At 41.6% G+C, this 16,307-nt stretch carries 17 protein-coding genes and 1 pseudogene; 10 read left to right on the top strand and 8 right to left on the bottom strand.

Annotated features, from left to right (window positions below; genetic code table 11):
• Positions 1 to 10 precede the first annotated feature (10 nt).
• Both EQY75_RS02560 and EQY75_RS02555 read right to left on the bottom strand, forming a co-directional pair.
• Positions 11 to 2,556 (bottom strand): annotated as a pseudogene (locus EQY75_RS02560) (phosphoenolpyruvate carboxylase).
• Between the two features lie 265 nt (positions 2,557 to 2,821).
• Positions 2,822 to 3,427 (bottom strand): uracil-DNA glycosylase family protein, encoded by a 606-nt coding sequence (locus EQY75_RS02555; protein ID WP_246020080.1) that lies wholly within the window; start codon positions 3,425 to 3,427, stop codon positions 2,822 to 2,824.
• 42 nt (positions 3,428 to 3,469) lie between these two features.
• On the opposite strand from EQY75_RS02555, the gene EQY75_RS13950 reads away from it, so the two are divergent.
• Positions 3,470 to 3,637 carry a hypothetical protein gene (locus EQY75_RS13950; RefSeq protein WP_165200398.1) on the top strand — a complete coding sequence of 56 codons (168 nt, stop codon included), beginning with the start codon at positions 3,470 to 3,472 and terminating at the stop codon, positions 3,635 to 3,637.
• Entirely contained in the window at positions 3,598 to 3,726 is a 129-nt protein-coding gene (locus EQY75_RS02550; RefSeq protein WP_129602603.1) for a 30S ribosomal protein THX, read from the top strand. Before EQY75_RS13950 ends, EQY75_RS02550 begins: the two co-directional genes overlap by 40 nt.
• On the opposite strand, the gene EQY75_RS02545 is transcribed toward EQY75_RS02550, so the two are convergent.
• The 4 genes from EQY75_RS02545 to EQY75_RS02530 all read right to left on the bottom strand — a co-directional run bounded on the left by EQY75_RS02545 (position 3,723) and on the right by EQY75_RS02530 (position 6,615).
• Entirely contained in the window at positions 3,723 to 4,088 is a 366-nt protein-coding gene (locus EQY75_RS02545) for a hypothetical protein (RefSeq protein ID WP_129602601.1), read from the bottom strand. The two genes, EQY75_RS02550 and EQY75_RS02545, sit on opposite strands and share 4 nt — an antisense overlap.
• A gap of 53 nt (positions 4,089 to 4,141) precedes the next feature.
• The gene (yaaA, locus tag EQY75_RS02540) at positions 4,142 to 4,903 is read right to left on the bottom strand and encodes a peroxide stress protein YaaA (RefSeq protein WP_129602600.1); all 762 of its coding nucleotides are present in this window, start codon (positions 4,901 to 4,903) and stop codon (positions 4,142 to 4,144) included.
• Positions 4,904 to 4,997: 94 nt separating this feature from the next.
• On the bottom strand, positions 4,998 to 6,023 hold the full coding sequence (locus EQY75_RS02535; RefSeq protein WP_129602598.1) for an RluA family pseudouridine synthase: 1,026 nt from the start codon (positions 6,021 to 6,023) through the stop codon (positions 4,998 to 5,000).
• Between the two features lie 4 nt (positions 6,024 to 6,027).
• Positions 6,028 to 6,615: a PASTA domain-containing protein gene (locus tag EQY75_RS02530; protein ID WP_129602596.1), complete on the bottom strand. Its 588-nt coding sequence runs from the start codon at positions 6,613 to 6,615 to the stop codon at positions 6,028 to 6,030.
• A gap of 110 nt (positions 6,616 to 6,725) precedes the next feature.
• Between EQY75_RS02530 and EQY75_RS02525 the strand changes: the two genes are divergently transcribed.
• The 4 genes from EQY75_RS02525 to EQY75_RS02510 all read left to right on the top strand — a co-directional run bounded on the left by EQY75_RS02525 (position 6,726) and on the right by EQY75_RS02510 (position 11,418).
• Positions 6,726 to 7,706, top strand: coding sequence for a D-alanine--D-alanine ligase (locus EQY75_RS02525; RefSeq protein WP_129602594.1), 981 nt, complete (start codon positions 6,726 to 6,728; stop codon positions 7,704 to 7,706).
• 29 nt (positions 7,707 to 7,735) lie between these two features.
• On the top strand, positions 7,736 to 8,188 hold the full coding sequence (gene coaD / locus EQY75_RS02520; RefSeq protein ID WP_129602592.1) for a pantetheine-phosphate adenylyltransferase: 453 nt from the start codon (positions 7,736 to 7,738) through the stop codon (positions 8,186 to 8,188).
• A 184-nt stretch (positions 8,189 to 8,372) separates the two neighbouring features.
• Entirely contained in the window at positions 8,373 to 11,027 is a 2,655-nt protein-coding gene (locus tag EQY75_RS02515) for a PAS domain S-box protein (protein ID WP_246019964.1), read from the top strand.
• Positions 11,014 to 11,418, top strand: coding sequence for a response regulator (locus tag EQY75_RS02510; RefSeq protein ID WP_129602590.1), 405 nt, complete (start codon positions 11,014 to 11,016; stop codon positions 11,416 to 11,418). Before EQY75_RS02515 ends, EQY75_RS02510 begins: the two co-directional genes overlap by 14 nt.
• Here EQY75_RS02510 and EQY75_RS02505 read toward each other — a convergent pair.
• Positions 11,415 to 12,014: an NUDIX hydrolase gene (locus tag EQY75_RS02505; protein WP_129602588.1), complete on the bottom strand. Its 600-nt coding sequence runs from the start codon at positions 12,012 to 12,014 to the stop codon at positions 11,415 to 11,417. The two genes, EQY75_RS02510 and EQY75_RS02505, sit on opposite strands and share 4 nt — an antisense overlap.
• Before the next feature lie 7 nt (positions 12,015 to 12,021).
• Here EQY75_RS02505 and pyrE point away from each other — a divergent pair, with 7 nt between their 5' ends.
• The gene (gene pyrE / locus EQY75_RS02500) at positions 12,022 to 12,663 is read left to right on the top strand and encodes an orotate phosphoribosyltransferase (RefSeq protein WP_129602586.1); all 642 of its coding nucleotides are present in this window, start codon (positions 12,022 to 12,024) and stop codon (positions 12,661 to 12,663) included.
• Positions 12,664 to 12,667: 4 nt separating this feature from the next.
• The gene (locus EQY75_RS02495) at positions 12,668 to 13,060 is read left to right on the top strand and encodes an SRPBCC family protein (protein WP_129602584.1); all 393 of its coding nucleotides are present in this window, start codon (positions 12,668 to 12,670) and stop codon (positions 13,058 to 13,060) included.
• An 18-nt stretch (positions 13,061 to 13,078) separates the two neighbouring features.
• On the opposite strand, the gene EQY75_RS02490 is transcribed toward EQY75_RS02495, so the two are convergent.
• Positions 13,079 to 13,801, bottom strand: a complete 723-nt coding sequence (locus EQY75_RS02490; protein ID WP_129602582.1) for a biotin--[acetyl-CoA-carboxylase] ligase — start codon at positions 13,799 to 13,801, stop codon at positions 13,079 to 13,081.
• A 97-nt stretch (positions 13,802 to 13,898) separates the two neighbouring features.
• Here EQY75_RS02490 and rsfS point away from each other — a divergent pair, with 97 nt between their 5' ends.
• Entirely contained in the window at positions 13,899 to 14,276 is a 378-nt protein-coding gene (gene rsfS, locus EQY75_RS02485) for a ribosome silencing factor (protein ID WP_129602581.1), read from the top strand.
• A 3-nt stretch (positions 14,277 to 14,279) separates the two neighbouring features.
• Entirely contained in the window at positions 14,280 to 16,274 is a 1,995-nt protein-coding gene (gene ftsH / locus EQY75_RS02480) for an ATP-dependent zinc metalloprotease FtsH (protein ID WP_129602578.1), read from the top strand.
• Positions 16,275 to 16,307: the final 33 nt, after the last annotated feature.

Genomic DNA, 16,307 nt, shown 5'->3' with positions numbered 1-16,307 from the left:
ATCTTAATTATCAGGCAGAATTTCTGCTTGCATTGATATTGCCGTATAAAGATCGTGTAACAATTTTTTCGTAGACCTCTTTATTTGAGGTATTCTGACTTATTTTAAAGAGGGCGTACTGCTGAATAACCAATAACGGCAATACAATATTTTCCCTGATCTTAACAGACTCTCGCGAGACAGCCTCGTTCTCCATCAGGATCTTAAAATTACTGATTTTTAGTAACATACGCTTCGAAAGTTGGAATTCTTCGTGCAGTAATTCCCAAAACTCCCCAAATTCGGGATCATCTTTCATATAGGCAGTTAGTTCAAAATAGGATTTTGATAATGACATCATACTATTGAGCATGAGGGCTTCGAAGAATGGCACTTCTTTGTACAACTTTTTTAGCTCCCTGAGCCTTCCCTGTTCCTCCAATGCGCTGAGTGCTGTTCCAATACCGTAGTACCCGGGGACATTTTGTTTTAACTGGCTCCACGAACCCACAAAGGAAATGGCTCTGAGGTCAGACAGTTCCAGTTTGGCCTTCTGCCCCCTTTTGCCCGGTCTACTCCCAATATTTGCCTTGGTGTAGTATTTCAAAGTGCTTTTATTTTCCAGATACGGAATAAATTTCGGGTGCTGTTTTAAAGCATTGTATTTCTCAAAACTCTTTTGGGACAGCTCCTCTATTAGTTTCCTGGATGCCGCATCAATCAAGTTTTCCTTACCAAAGAGGTTGTTAGACAAGCCTGCCGTTAGCAATTGTTCTGAATTGTGAATAAACTGCTCTTTTGTACCGTAGGTACTGGTAATCGTTTGCCCTTGGATCGTAAGCTGAATTTCATTGTTGGCGATCTCCCTGGTCTGCGCAGCGTAGAAGCGATGGGTCTTACCACCCCTCGGGCCGGAGGACCTCCCCTGCCGTCAAAAAAGATAGCTTTATACCCGTGTTTTGAACAGACCTTGGAAAGCGTTTCTTTTGTTTTAAAGATAGACCAGTTGGCCTTTAAATAACCCCCGTCCTTGGTGCCGTCTGAGAAGCCGAGCATCATCGTTTGCTTCTTTCCCCGCCTGTTCAGATGACTTTGGTATTCCGGAAGAGAAAACAGGGTATTCATGATCGCTTCGGATCGTTCCATTCCTATCATAGTTTCAAATAGCGGGACGATGTCAAAATTAATATCTTCAGGAACGTACCCACACCATCGAAACAAGGCATAGACAAAAAGTACAGCACTGACATCTTCAGAATTACTGATGATGTATCGGTTACAGCCATCTTCCCCGTTCTTTGTTTTAATATCTTTTAACTGCTTAATATTCCGAATTGTATCTTTTTGGAGTTCGTCCTCAAAATCACTTTCCTTTAAACTGATCTGATCGTGAAGCAGAATGTGAACCAGGTCTTTTTCAGAAATTTCAGAAAGCGACTCTTTTATTTTCCCCTGCTGAACCAAAATTTGTTCAACTAATTGATAATGTTTGCTGTGATCCTGTCTGATATCCAGAGTGGCAAAATGGGTTTTGAAGATGCTTACCTTATCCATAAGCATTTCGAGCTCTTCTTTGTAGAGTCCCTGATATTGACTTTCAAGTATGCCACGGATCTCCTGGAGCGGCTCCATGATCTCTTCATAACTCAAAGCCTTATCCGTGTCGAACATAGCTACATACAACTGTTCCTGCAACTGGTTTAACTCTTTTTGAAGCCCCTTAAAAGTGAGTTTCTTCCTCAGTCTTTTGAGTTCGTTATAGTAACATTTCATGAGGGTAGTCCGAAGCTCATCAGCAACATCTCTGGTGATCTTTGCGGTTACAAATGGGTTACCATCGCGATCGCCTCCAGGCCAGAAGCCCAATTTCAATATATCGTAATTAACAAAATCAGCCTTGCGCACATTGGCTTTGATATAACTGTACAATTCCCCAACCGCATCGTAGTAAATATTTCTAAGGATGTAGATAATATTCTTGGCCTCCTCCAGAGGGGTTGGCTTTTTCGCATTGATTAAGGAGGTAAGGCCTAATTGCTGAAGAACTACATCGATGTCATTGATTTTGTCATCGAGAATCAAACGCCTTAATTCCTCTATGATATCGAGAACCGCCGGAGTGTAAAACTGTGTAGGATGTGCTGTTAATACAATTCTGGCACTAAAGGATTCCAACTGCCTTGAAATAGTATCCCAGTTTTTGGTCTTGTCAACCATCTGGAAATAATCCTTTATGGATCTCGAAGTACTGTATTCATGTAATTTGGGAAAGGCAGCGTCTTCAACGCTGTCATATAAGACCACTTGGCGTTCAACGTACTGAATGATCCGGAACATAAAATCTACCTTTTCTTGCTCAGTGGTAATCTCGGCGTAATTCTCAAAAAAGTGATCGAGTATCTCCTGAGGCTTTAATCCGGATTGCAGACCTTTTTCGCAATGATGAAAAAGAAGCGGAATCATCACCCCAATATTTTCAATATTCTGATACGGCAAGTTGAGGAACAAACTATTGTATACGTAGAACTTGTTGGTGACTAGTTTTTTGAATTCCTCCAGGCGTTTGCTTTGTGGCATAGTAATGAGTTGTTCTTGCAGGGTTATCCCGTTTTATAATTGATTTAAGCGCGGTAAAGATCATCAATAATCTGATCCCAGTTCTTTTTTGGAGCCGAAATAACAAAATAATGCATCCTGACAACAAAACCAACAGCCTTCACAACAATGATTGTCCTGTTCTTCCTTCCCGAGCTATATTGCAGGTGTAAATCTCAAAAACAATTTTTCATTTTCACATAGTGTTCTCGTAAAGGGCCCTGTTCTTCGACAGGGCTCTTTTTTTTTAGAAAAAGGGCTCGTATTGCATCACCCTGAAGTCGAAGGTGTTAAATTCGGGGCGTACAGCTTTGATCGCTTTATAAGCCTCCATACTTCCTACCGCCCTGTTTGCCGCACCCGATGGAGCGGTAAGAGAAACCGTCCGTATCGTTCTGCAAGGCCCGTCGAGTTCAAACTCGTAAATCCTGGGAACTTCTTCAGACACTGTTTTTAAACTCAACCCGTGTTCCTTTATGTGTTTTCTAAAAAGGTATTCCGGTCCGTTAAGACTATTCCCTCCCGTAAATAACAGTGTTTTGATATTGGAGTATTCCCGCAGGTATGCGATTATATTTCGGAGTTTAATTTCCTTCATCCCTAAATCTGAGGCATCGATCTTCTTTCTCCTGGCACTGGCTACAATATCACAGATCGCAATTCCCCTGTCGATCAAGAATTGCTTGCGTTCTTCAACGGCTTTGTCTGAGGTCTCAAAAGTGAGATTCAAATTAAATATCGTATCTAAAATGGGCCAGAGCTGTCCGTCCCTGCTGCCGTAACAAAAATTGACATCTCCCGGTTTCAGTTGCCCCTGACTAAATCGCGGAGGAGGCAAGGTACCCACGATCATCCTGGTTGCACCTGGAAATAAAAAAGGCGGATATGGATGCTTATGGAGGAACAAAAAGGCAATAGGGTTGTGAGGCAAGGTACTATTTCTCCTTCAGTAGTTCAAATACATCTCACAGAAGCACTTGTTGCTTTGAGAAACAATATTTATCTTAAAGAAAATTTAGGATTATGGGCAAAGGTGATAAAAGCAGTAAACGAGGGAAAATAGCAAATAAATCCTACGGTGTAAGAAGGCGTAGAAAGATAAAGAAAAGACCTAGTGTTGAAGAAAAAATCAGTACTAAGAATAAGGCTTAATCAATCACGAATTCTAGTGTGACTTCTCCTTCTTCCGTCAGGTTGAGATCATAAGTGTACAATCCAAAGGGGAGTTCTTCCTCTCCTACAAAGTCGATCGGTTGAAGCACAAACGACTCTTCCCCTGAGGTTATCCGGATATAGGCATATCGATAAGCCATTTCGTATTCCTTGTACTCTGAAAATGAATCCTGAGCGAGATCTTCGTACAGATGTTCTTCATCACCCACAACTACTTCGTCAAACTGGATAGTACTGGAATTCTTGATGCGGATATTCACTGCGGTCGGGTCGTCGTCCCGGTCTGTACATGCCATATTTACTGCACCCAGTACAAATATGAATAGAAGTAATTTTTTCATAAGGCGTAAATAAAGAAGGTTACAGTAAATAAAACGCAGACTTGGGTAAAATATTACCGCACAAAAACAGGCTGATGCGCTTTTAAGGTGTGTTCCTTGCTATATTCATACCCGTCTTCAGCAAAACCGCGAATATCTTCAATAGTTTCAGCGCCTGAGTCTAAGATATACCTGACCATGGAACCCCTGGCTTTTTTAGCGAAAAAACTCAACACTTTTAGCTTATCGTTTTTCCAGTCCTTAAAAATTGGCGTAACGACCTCCGCCTTCAGTTTTTTAGAATCCAGAGCGGAAAAATATTCATTGCTTGCCAGGTTCACCAGTATTTCCCCTTCTTCCATCTCATCATTAAGGGCGGCGGTTAAAGTAGATTTCCAAAAATCGTACAGGTTTTTTTTTCGGCCTAGCCTGAGGCTTGTACCCATTTCGAGGCGATAAGGCTGCATGAGATCAAGTGGCTTCAATATTCCGTAGAACCCGGAGAGAATTCGCAATTTTTCCTGAGTTGCCGTTAATTTTTCTTCCTCAAGGGTGTAAGCATCCAGGCCCATATAAACATCGCCGTTAAAGGCGTAAAGGGCTTGCCTTGCATTATCAGGAGTAAATGGCAGACTAAAATTCTGATTCCGTTCCCAGTTGAGTTCGGCCAATGGCGCTGATATATCCATCAGCTTCATCAGGGATCTTGGTTTCTTTTTAACCAATACCTTTTGAATTCGCTCAGTCTCTTTAAGAAAGGACGGAATTGTATACCGCTCCGTTGGTACCTGGGTTTCAAAATCGAGCGACTTTGCCGGTGATATAACGATTTTCATAGGAATGCAATTTCTAACGAAAATAGGAAGGAATTTTGGGAAAGTACAACACCCTTCTTAATTGTTATTGATAGAGATATCGAAAGGACTTATACTACTGACTGTGCCTTGAATAATGTCTCCATTTATCAATGCATGAGGCCATGTCCTCAGGGATATCTGTGTCAAACTTCATTTTTTTTCCGGTTTTCGGGTGGATAAACCCAAGCGTCTTGGCGTGAAGGGCCTGTCTCGGTAAAATCTTAAAGCAATTTTCTACAAATTGCTTGTATTTGGTAAAGGTTGTACCCTTTAGAATTTTATCCCCGCCATAGCGCTCATCATTGAACAAAGTATGCCCGATGTATTTCATATGAACCCTGATTTGGTGGGTTCGGCCGGTTTCAAGCTCACAGGATACCAGAGTGACATACCCAAGACGTTCCAAAACCTTGAAATGGGTAACCGCTTCCTTCCCCTGCTCTCCTTCCGGAAATACTTGCATCTGCAATCTGTTCTTGGGATTCCTTGCGATATTACCAATAACAGTTCCTTCCTCTTCTTCGATACTTCCCCAGACCAGGGCCACGTATTGACGTTCACTCGTTTTATCGTAAAACTGCCTTGCCAGATGTGTCATGGCCTCATCTGTTTTCGCAATAACCAATAACCCGGAAGTATCCTTGTCTATCCGGTGCACAAGGCCAGGCCGGCCATTGGAGTTATTTGGAAGTTCTTCTATATGGTGGGCAAGTGCATTCAACAGCGTGCCTGAATAATTTCCGTGTCCCGGATGAACTACCATTCCCGCCGGTTTATTTACTACTAAAAGGGAGTCGTCCTCAAAAACTATATCCAGGGGAATATTTTCCGGGGTAAGCAGAAATTCATAAGGCGGATGTTCAAAGAGCACCTTTACCTCATCTTCTGCCTTTACCTTGTAATTTTGTTTTACCACCTTGCTGTTGACCCAGATATTACCGCTTTTGGCAGCTTGTTGTATCTTATTTCTGGTGGCATTTTCAATAAAGTTCATCAGGAATTTATCAACCCTCAGAGGTTCCTGACCTTTTCCGGCTACAAAACGGTGGTGTTCGTAAAGATCATCTTCTCCGGGATCCTGATCGGCTTTATTTTCCATAAGATTATTGGGCTTCTGACCTGATCCTCGCCTGACTTGGAATAGAACCATTCCCGCAGATCAGTTCTATCTTTGAAGTTTTTGGCAATTTGTCTCCGGGTTGAATATTCTTACCCTTATACCTGGCGTAGTAAACCATATCCTTCCCCAATTCATTGATATAAGTTACGCGATCAACATCCAGTCCAACTGCCCTGAGCATAGAAGCTGCATTGCGCTGTGTAACCTGAACGATATTGGGAACTGTAACTTTTTTATAACCGGAGGGATTGATAGTGACGTAGATCTTCCTGTTCTCCTTAACCATATTACCTGCCGGCGGATTCTGTTCTATCACCGAAAATCTGGGATAATTAGGATCAAAATTCGCCGAGTCGAGGACCTCATACCTAAGGTTGGCTTCATCAATGGCCTCACGCATCTCCATCACAGACATTTTTGAAACATTGGGCACTTCTACGAGCTCCCCATGTTGAGTAGACGATTTTAACCATTCCAGAGCGAGCCATGAGATTAAAAACAGAGCTACAAGGGCTAGCCCCAGATTGATCAGAAATGTCTTGCTTCGAAGAAAATCAATAAAATTCCTCATAAACTTTTGCTTAACGCCTGGCAAAGATAGGAAACCGAATGCTTTTTTCTTTACTTTGACCTTGTTATAACGGTTCATTATATCGGTCCAATGACATCACCTCAGTACTTATGAAATTGAATATTGCCATAATCATGGGTGGCTATTCCAGCGAACACCAGATTTCTTTATTAAGCGGGCAAAATGTCTATAAACATCTTAGTAAAGAGCGATATAACCTATTCCGTGTGATCATATCTACGAAAAAATGGGCTTGCCTGGATGATGCCGATAGAGAATATCCTATTGATCGCTCCGACTTCTCAGTTCAAATAGAAGATGAAAAGATTTCCTTTCACTGTGTTTTCAATGCGATACATGGCTCTCCGGGGGAAGATGGATTAATGCAGGCCTATTTTGAATTACTCAACCTTCCTCAGACATCTTGTGGGTATTATCAAGCTGCACTGACCTTTAACAAAAGGGATCTTCTGAGTGTCCTGAAACCATACGGGGTAAAAATGGCAAAATCCTATTACCTCAACCAGGGAGAAGAAATTGAGAAAGATGAAATTTTAAGGAAGGTAGGACTTCCTTGTTTTGTAAAAGCCAACAGGGCCGGAAGCAGTTTTGGGATTACCAAGGTTCACAAGGCCGAAGAACTGGCTAAAGGGATAGAGCACGCCTTTAAAGAAGATACTGAGATTATTATCGAATCCTTTCTTAAAGGGACAGAAGTTTCGGTAGGTGTCATTACCTACAAGGGTAAAACCACGGTACTGCCCATCACTGAAATTGTCAGCGAAAATGATTTTTTCGACTATGAGGCAAAATACCAGGGAAAGTCGCAGGAAATTACTCCGGCAAGAATTTCAGAAAAGGAAAAGAAGGCGGTTACACAGATCGCCACAATGGTATACAAGACCTTGGGAATGAAGGGGTACACCAGGAGCGAATTTATCCTTATTGATGGTGTACCACATATGCTCGAGATGAATACCACCCCCGGGCTCACTGAGAAAAGTATCCTTCCGCAACAGGCCCTCGCTGCTGGTATTTCATTGGCTGAATTGTTCGAAAGCGCTGTGAAAGAGGCTTTAGAGGAAAATTAAGTACATTTGAATACAGACAGAAACGGCACATGAGACGCGCTATTTTTCCGGGTTCTTTTGATCCCATCACTTTAGGACATTACGATATCATTGAGCGGGGAACCCAACTCTTTGACGAGATCATCATCGCCATAGGAACAAATGCAGAGAAGACTTATATGTTTGATGAGGCCAGGCGAAAGGCCTTTATTGAAGAAGCGTTTAAACATGAGGAAAAGGTAAAAATCGATACCTATGAGGGCCTGACTATTGACTACTGCAAAAGGGTAAATGCAGATTTTATTCTCCGCGGTCTAAGGAATCCGGCCGATTTTGAATTTGAAAAGGCAATTGCTCATACCAATAGAAAGCTCTCTGGCATAGAAACTGTCTTTCTTTTAACGTCCTCAGGTAAATCGTATATCAGCTCTTCCATTGTTCGTGATGTTATACGAAACGGGGGCGACTACACCTCCCTGGTTCCGGAAACAGTTAGGCTTTAATTAGAGGTTTCTACGAAAAATCTGATCTGAAAATTCGAATCAATAAAAAAATTACCTCACACTTCATCACTTCTTAGTTTCATTTTGTAGGTTTTTTCTTACTTTAGTGTTGTATTTGCCTACAGTCTATAGAATATTGTACGCACACAACGAGTTTAGGCAGGTTCACAACAATCATTAAGGAATGTTGAATAATCAGAATACATTAGTAGGAAATTACAACAGCATGTTGCGTGGAACCCCTACAGTAACTTTAAACTACCTCGTAAAACAGTTGCCTACGGCAACTGCTTTTATTAATAAAAATTACGAAGTGGTTCATGTTTCTGATAAGTGGATCAATGATTTTGATTTTGAGAACAGAGACGTTATAGGGCGTAATCTGAAAGAACTATTTGGCGAAATCAGCAAAGACTGGCAAAAAGTACTTAAAGAGTGTCTAAAAGGCATTTCCAGTGATGAAAGTGTACATCATCATATCGCTACGGACGGTACGTTGCAGTGGTTTCAATGGCAAAATATCCCCTGGTACGACGAAAAGGAAAATATTGTAGGCATCATTCTGCAAACTGAAGAAGTTACCGATCGGATCAATCTTGAATTACAAACCGAAAAACTGGAAACTCTCCTCGCGGCTAAATCTGAGATTACCGATGTAGGGAGCTGGGAGTTCGACCTTGAACGCAATCGCCTAAACTGGTGTGAGATCACTAAAAAGATACACGAAGTGGTCCCCAGCTATGAGCCCAGCGTAGAGACTGCCATAAATTTTTACAAAGAAGGTTTCAGTAGGAATACCATAGCAATGGCCTTCGATAAGGCCGTACAGAAAAGTGAGTCCTACGAAGTTACTTGCCAAATGATTACGGCCAAGGGAAACGAAATTACAGTGATCGCCACTGGTAAACCCATTTTTAAGAAGGGGAAGCTGATTGGCCTTGTGGGAACTTTCCGGGACATAACCCCAAAGATTGAATCTGAGCGTAAAAGCAAGCTGCAGGAACGTCATTTTAAAAGTATTTTTAATTCTTCCTATCAATTTACAGGAATACTCGACACCCAGGGCACCTTTCTGGAAATCAACGAAACAGCATTACAATTCTCAGGACTAAAAGAAGAGGATGTCGTCAATAAAAAATTCTGGGACGCCTACTGGTGGCCCATACCTGATTACGTAAAAGAGGGACTAAAAGAAATAATTAATGCTGCTTGTGAAGGGGAAGTGATGAGGAGCGAGATCGTAGTCCTTGATAAGGACAAGAATCCGATCCCGGTAGATTTCAGCTTAAAACCAGTATATGACGAGCAAGGAAATATAATTTCTCTTCTCGCCGAAGGTCGTATGATCAAAGAGATGGTCGCCGCACGACGAAAACTAAAGGAGAGCGAAAAGAAGTTCCGGGCTCTTTACGAATTGTCACCTACCAGTTACATTCTTAGTGATTTTGAAACCGGGGAGATCCTCGATTTCAACTCTTCCTTTGAAGAAACGACAGGATACACCAGGCAACATCTCGGTAAACTCAAGGTTCAGGACATCCTGCTCAACGTTTCCAGGTCGCAACTGCAAAGGATCAAGAAAGAATTAGAAAATACCAACACATTTGGTCCTGAAGAACAGGAATATACCAAAAAGGATGGAACACGATTTCCGGTATTGGTCAGTGGCTCCCTTGTGGGCAACAGAAAAGGAAGAAAATTACTATGGTCTACAGCTCAGGATATTTCTCAGAGTAAGCTTACGGAAGCACAACTCAGAGAGGAGAAACAATTGCTGAAAACCCTTATTGACAACCTTCCGCTTAATGTTTTTATCAAGGATCTCGAATCGAGGAAGATATTGGTAAACAAATCGGAACTAGACTATGTAGGTCTAAAAGAGTCAGAAGTCATTGGGAAGAATGATTATGACTTTTATGATAAAAAATCGGCCGAAATCTCCAGACAGGAAGATCTCCAAGTGATCAATTCCAGGGTACCTATGTTGCGAAAAGAAACCATCAGTGTTAAAAAGGACGGGACGGCCACCTCTTTCCTGAGTTCTAAAATTCCACTTATCGGGAGCGACAAAAAGGTAAAAGGTCTTATAGGCATCAGCCTGGATATCTCCGACCTCAAGCGTAAGGAAGATGAGTTGCACGACCTTATCAATGTGACTTCCATCCAAAATAAAAAACTGATCAACTTTGCCCATATCGTTTCCCATAACCTGAGGTCGCATACTGCCAATTTTTCTATGCTCCTCGATTTCCTGGTGAGTGAAACAGATGCAGAGGAAAAAAACAGAATCATTAAAATGCTGATGGAAGCTTCTGACAACCTTCTTGAAACTTTGGAAAATCTCAATGAAGTAGTGGCGATTAGCACCAACATCAACCTCGATAAAAAACCGGTTCGCCTCTATGAAAAAATAAATGCCGTTGAACAGAACCTAACGGCCTATTTAAAAAATCACAGTGCCATTATTATCAATGATGTGGAAAAGGATCTAGAAGTAAAATCTGTCCCGGCCTATGCAGAGAGTATCCTGATGAATTTTATAACCAACGCCATAAAGTACAGGGATCCCATGCGAAAACCCGTAGTACAACTTACTGCCAAGACTGAAGGCGACTATACCGTATTAAATATCAAGGATAACGGACTTGGTATTGACCTGGAAGAGCATGGCAGTAAACTATTTGGGATGTACAAGACATTCCACGAAAATGCCGATGCAAGGGGAATTGGACTATACATTACAAAAAACCAGATTGAAGCCATGAACGGAAAAGTTGCTGTGGAAAGCGAAGTCGGAAAAGGAACAACATTTAAAATTTACTTCAATGACAAAAATTAAGAGTGTTTGCATCATTGATGACGATCCTATCACGGTATTTGGGATAAAGAAAATGTTGAGCCTGCTCGATCTGGCAGAGGAAATCAAAACTTATGTCAATGGGAAAGAGGCAATTGACGATATCACAGATCGTGTTAAAAAAGGACAAACCATACCTGAGGTGATCTTCCTTGACATCAACATGCCCATTATGGACGGTTGGCAATTTTTAGAAAAATTTATTGAGCTCAATATTCCCGAGAAGATCAGAATCAATATTGTGACTTCCTCTATCGATCCTTATGACAGACAGCAATGGGAAAGATATAGTGGTACGACCCATCATCTGCTTGAATTTAAAAACAAGCCTATTCGCAAGAACGATATTCTAGAAATTACCAAAGCCGCTTAGTGAAAGTTATCCACTTCAAACAGGCTCCTGATATTCGTGTAAGAATTTTCTAAGGCCTTTTTTATCTTTTTTGGACCCTTCCACTTCACTTTTTCTATCTTTTCACTCTTCTGGCCAACAAGTTTACCCCTGTAAGATGTTTTCATGGCGTACCAGTGAACTTCCTTGAGCTTGTAAACTCCGCCCTTTTTGAAAATGTGGTAAGTTGTTTTTAGGTAGTTTTCAATTTTCAGACCCTTTACGCCCGTTTCCTCTTCCACTTCGCGAATAGCGCATTCCTCTAATGTTTCTCCTTTGTCGATTCCTCCTTTAGGCAGATCCCATTTATTATTTCTGTAAATAAACAGCACTTGACCTTTTTTATTCGTCACTACTCCCCCTGCTGCTACGGCCAAGGGTATTTTTTTGGTGAATTTCTTGAGGATTTCTTCGTGGTTTGGATGATAGATATACGCCGCTTCCAACTTTTTTTTGGCCAGCGCATCTATAGCCGTTTTTATGGCACTTCCATTGAGGGGAAAGTATTCTCCGTTTACAGTTTCTGACAGCTTGTTTGTTAAAACTAAGGGAGCATCATTAACAAAAACTTTATACATTTGCGAAATGATTTTGGACAAGCATACTGCCAGCAAAACGGCCGAACTACTTCTGCAAATTAATGCAATTAAGTTGAGACCCGAAAATCCCTTTACATGGGCCTCTGGATGGAAATCACCAATTTACTGCGACAACAGGATACTGCTGTCCTTCCCTGTGATCAGGAACTTTATCAAGGAGGAAATCGCAAAGCAGGTGGAGGAATTGTACGGCAAACCTGATATCATTGCCGGAGTGGCCACAGGCGCAATCGGCATTGGAGCTCTGGTTGCAGAATACCTTGGGCTCCCGTTTATCTATGTAAGACCAGAAGCCAAATCACACGGAAGACAGAACCAGATCGAGGGCCTGCTTGAACAAGACCAAACTGTAGTGGTCATTGAGGATCTCATCAGTACCGGAAAAAGTAGTTTGAATGCCGTTGAGGCGCTTCATAAAAATGGGGCTAAAGTAAAAGGGATGATTGCCATTTTTACTTACGGCTTTGATCTGGCCAGTGAAAATTTTGAAAAGAGTGGTATTGAACTCCACACGCTTAGCAATTATGAAACACTGGTGAAGTTAGCTTCCGATTCTCATTATATCAAAGAAGAACAACTCAAGACACTAATGGAGTGGAGAAAGAATCCTTCCCTCTGGAAACCCTGAACCTATGCATATAGAAAGTCCGAAAAAAACAGTTGGGAAAAACAAAGAAGAAGTCTACGCTTTTCTCACCGACCTGCAGAATTTTGAAAAACTGATGCCTGAATCCATCGACAAATTTGAAATATTGGACGAGGACACATTTCTATTTGCACTTAATGGAATGCCTCAGATTGTATTAAAACGAAAAGAACAAATTCCCCATGAACGCGTGGTACTGGGCGCTGCAAGCGAAAAACTCCCCTTTACCCTCAGCGCACATATCGAAGGGATTGATGTAAACAGCAGTGAAGTTACCCTAAGTTTTGAAGGTGAATTTAACGCTATGATGGCCATGATGATTAAAAATCCTATCACAAATTTTATGGCTACCCTTTCCGAGAATCTCACTAAAATCTAAGGCCTCAAAAAAGGATTTCTAAGGGTATTTTATTTCCTTGAGCCCGCATTGTATTTGTTTACTTTCCGCGGTTTCAACCCTTAGTTTGCCTTCCGGGCTTGTACCCCTAATAAATCCCTCCACCCATTCGTCATGAATCTTATAGAGTGCTTTTTGATCTTTCAGATACAAAAGGCTTTCATAGTCAGATTTCAAATTTTCTATATTTTCCTGATCAATGTCCAATACAGCTTCCAAAAGGGTTAGCAAACGATTCAGCAGCGGTTCTAACTGATACGTTTTTCTAGTGATTTGTTTCAAGGATGCCGCATTTGGCAGGCCGAAGAAGTTATCCTGATTCACATTGATCCCAATGCCCAGAATAGCGTGCTTTAACATTAACCCTTTTAGGGTATTCTCAATCAGGATGCCGCATATTTTTTTATTGCCTGACATAATGTCGTTAGGCCATTTTATCGCTAATTGAGGAATATTCAGCTCCCGAAAGAACTGTACCAAAGCGAGCGACAAGGCCATTGAAACGGAAAAACCCTGATCGGCACTGAGCTTTTCGAACTGCTTCAAAACACTAAAGGTCAGGTTTTTACCGGGTTCAGAATTCCATACTGTACCTGCTTGCCCCTTGCCGCTTAGCTGCGAATCGGTCACCAGGACAGTAAAATCCTCCAAGGCAGTGCCCAGCATCATTCTTTTCAGATGAAGGTTAGTAGAATCCGTGGCATTAACTTTGATTATAGTCATAGTGTGTAAAAACCCCTGATAACTGTACAATGTTATGTTAAAAACTAGGGGCAAGAAAATAAAAAAATAATAACTTTGTAGAAACTAAAAATTTTGGATGCAGAAAGGAAAGCCTAGCGCAGATGAACTTATCGCTCTGATATTACAAGGAATAGAGGATGTTAAAGGACTTGAAATCAATTTACTCGACCTAAGAGACATAGAAAATACTGTTTGCGACTACTTTGTTTTATGTAATGGTACCTCCAATACGCATGTCAATGCGATCGTAAATTCAATCCAAAAAACAGTTAGTAAAGGCATCAAAGATAAACCCTGGCATGTTGAAGGTTCTGACAATGCCGAATGGGTGCTTTTGGACTATGTAAACGTAGTAGTTCACGTATTTCAGAAGCAGGTAAGAGAATTCTACGATATAGAAGGACTATGGGGCGATGCGAAGGTGACGCTGGTAGAAAGTAGTTTTAATCAATAGAAAATGGCTAAAGAAAAAGATAACAATACCCCGACAAAAAAACCAAAATTTGGTTCATGGTGGATTTACGGCCTGGTCATCGTGCTGCTGCTTGGATTTAACTTTTTTGGGAGCGGGAGTCTGGGTACTACAAGAAAAACCACTACCTCAGAGTTGCAGCAGTATCTCAGAGCAGGGGACATTTCAAAAATTCTGATCATCACCAATACAAATCAGGCCAAGGTCTTCCTTACCGAGGAAGCCCTTGCTAAAGACGTCCATAAGGATGTTGCCAACAAACCCTTCTTTCCTACTACTGCGGAAATACCTCAGTATATACTGGATTATGGGGATCTTCAGATTTTTCAGAACGAAATCACCGAACTAAAAAAGGAAAATTCTCTGAATACCATTGTTGAATTCGACAAAGAATCGAATTTATTCATGGACCTTCTGATCACGATTTTGCCTTTTGTTCTAATCATTGGAATATGGATTTACCTTATGCGAAGAATGTCTGGCGGCGGAGCAGGAGGAGCCGGCGGGCAAATCTTTAATATCGGAAAGTCCAAGGCTAAACTCTTTGATGAAAAAACAGATACCAGAACGTCTTTTAAAGATGTTGCAGGACTGGAAGGTGCAAAGGAAGAAATAGAAGAGATCGTGGAGTTTTTGAAAAACCCCGATAAATATACATCTCTTGGTGGAAAAATTCCCAAGGGAGCACTGCTGGTAGGCCCTCCTGGTACAGGGAAAACCCTATTAGCCAAGGCTGTTGCCGGCGAAGCTAAGGTTCCTTTCTTCTCCCTTTCAGGTTCCGACTTTGTTGAAATGTTTGTCGGTGTAGGAGCATCGAGGGTTAGAGACTTGTTCAAACAAGCTAAAGACAAGGCTCCCGCTATTATTTTTATCGATGAGATCGACGCCATTGGGCGTGCCCGGGGCAAGAACAACTTTACAGGTTCTAATGACGAACGTGAAAATACACTCAACCAGCTGTTGACAGAAATGGATGGTTTTGGAACGAATACCAATGTTATCGTCCTCGCAGCCACTAACAGAGCTGATGTCCTCGACAAGGCTCTTATGAGAGCCGGTAGATTCGACAGGCAGATATATGTCGACTTACCCGATATCAGGGAAAGAAAAGAGATCTTTGAAGTTCATTTAAGACCTATTAAAACGGCGGAAACTCTGGACCTTGATTTCCTCGCCAGGCAAACTCCCGGTTTTTCCGGTGCCGATATAGCCAATGTCTGTAATGAAGCAGCACTGATCGCAGCCAGAAAGGAAAAGAAAGCGGTAACAAAGCAAGACTTCCTGGATGCAGTAGACCGTATAGTTGGCGGACTGGAGAAAAAGAATAAAATCATCACCAAAGAAGAGAAAAAGACAATTGCTTACCACGAAGCAGGTCATGCTACCGTAAGTTGGATGCTCGAACACGCGGCTCCCTTAGTGAAGGTTACAATTGTACCCAGAGGCCAGAGCCTTGGTTCTGCATGGTATTTACCAGAGGAACGACTCATTGTTCGTCCTGAGCAAATGAAGGATGAGATGTGTGCCACCTTGGGAGGAAGAGCAGCAGAGAAAGTGATCTTCAATAAAATTTCCACAGGTGCCTTGAGCGACCTGGAAAAAGTGACTAAACAAGCAAGAGCTATGGTCACCATCTACGGCCTGAATGATAAGATCGGGAATTTGACCTATTACGATTCTTCAGGACAGAATGAGTATGGTTTTACCAAACCTTACAGTGAAGAGACAGCTCAGAGAATTGATGAAGAAATCTCTAAACTCATTGAAGAACAATATTCAAGAGCTATTGAGGTCCTGAAGGAACACAAGGATAAACTTACCGAATTGGCAGAACGACTTCTAGAAAAGGAGGTCATTTTTAAAGAAGACCTGGAAAAAATCTTTGGTAAGAGACCTTTCGAAAAGAAATTTGACCAGAAAGGTCAGGAAATCTCAGTGGATAAGGAAGAACCAGAAGAACTTACCGAGGATAATAAATAAGATTCCCGGTTCGTTTAAGAAATTAGTACATTA

Source organism: Muriicola soli (assembly GCF_004139715.1).
Taxonomy (GTDB): Bacteria; Bacteroidota; Bacteroidia; order Flavobacteriales; family Flavobacteriaceae; genus Muriicola; species Muriicola soli.
The sequence above is the reverse complement of the archived record's forward strand: the minus strand, read 5'-3'. Positions and strand labels throughout refer to the sequence as shown.

What these genes read in the sequence shown, in the direction of transcription:
- EQY75_RS02555 (WP_246020080.1), bottom strand. Translation starts at nt 3,427, where the DNA reads ATGATCGTGGGTACCTTGCCTCCTCCGCGATTTAGTCAGGGGCAACTG.
- EQY75_RS13950 (WP_165200398.1), top strand. Translation starts at nt 3,470, where the DNA reads ATGGAGGAACAAAAAGGCAATAGGGTTGTGAGGCAAGGTACTATTTCT.
- EQY75_RS02550 (WP_129602603.1), top strand. Translation starts at nt 3,598, where the DNA reads ATGGGCAAAGGTGATAAAAGCAGTAAACGAGGGAAAATAGCAAATAAA.
- EQY75_RS02545 (WP_129602601.1), bottom strand. Translation starts at nt 4,088, where the DNA reads ATGAAAAAATTACTTCTATTCATATTTGTACTGGGTGCAGTAAATATG.
- yaaA (WP_129602600.1), bottom strand. Translation starts at nt 4,903, where the DNA reads ATGAAAATCGTTATATCACCGGCAAAGTCGCTCGATTTTGAAACCCAG.
- EQY75_RS02535 (WP_129602598.1), bottom strand. Translation starts at nt 6,023, where the DNA reads ATGGAAAATAAAGCCGATCAGGATCCCGGAGAAGATGATCTTTACGAA.
- EQY75_RS02530 (WP_129602596.1), bottom strand. Translation starts at nt 6,615, where the DNA reads ATGAGGAATTTTATTGATTTTCTTCGAAGCAAGACATTTCTGATCAAT.
- EQY75_RS02525 (WP_129602594.1), top strand. Translation starts at nt 6,726, where the DNA reads ATGAAATTGAATATTGCCATAATCATGGGTGGCTATTCCAGCGAACAC.
- coaD (WP_129602592.1), top strand. Translation starts at nt 7,736, where the DNA reads ATGAGACGCGCTATTTTTCCGGGTTCTTTTGATCCCATCACTTTAGGA.
- EQY75_RS02515 (WP_246019964.1), top strand. Translation starts at nt 8,373, where the DNA reads ATGTTGAATAATCAGAATACATTAGTAGGAAATTACAACAGCATGTTG.
- EQY75_RS02510 (WP_129602590.1), top strand. Translation starts at nt 11,014, where the DNA reads ATGACAAAAATTAAGAGTGTTTGCATCATTGATGACGATCCTATCACG.
- EQY75_RS02505 (WP_129602588.1), bottom strand. Translation starts at nt 12,014, where the DNA reads ATGTATAAAGTTTTTGTTAATGATGCTCCCTTAGTTTTAACAAACAAG.
- pyrE (WP_129602586.1), top strand. Translation starts at nt 12,022, where the DNA reads ATGATTTTGGACAAGCATACTGCCAGCAAAACGGCCGAACTACTTCTG.
- EQY75_RS02495 (WP_129602584.1), top strand. Translation starts at nt 12,668, where the DNA reads ATGCATATAGAAAGTCCGAAAAAAACAGTTGGGAAAAACAAAGAAGAA.
- EQY75_RS02490 (WP_129602582.1), bottom strand. Translation starts at nt 13,801, where the DNA reads ATGACTATAATCAAAGTTAATGCCACGGATTCTACTAACCTTCATCTG.
- rsfS (WP_129602581.1), top strand. Translation starts at nt 13,899, where the DNA reads ATGCAGAAAGGAAAGCCTAGCGCAGATGAACTTATCGCTCTGATATTA.
- ftsH (WP_129602578.1), top strand. Translation starts at nt 14,280, where the DNA reads ATGGCTAAAGAAAAAGATAACAATACCCCGACAAAAAAACCAAAATTT.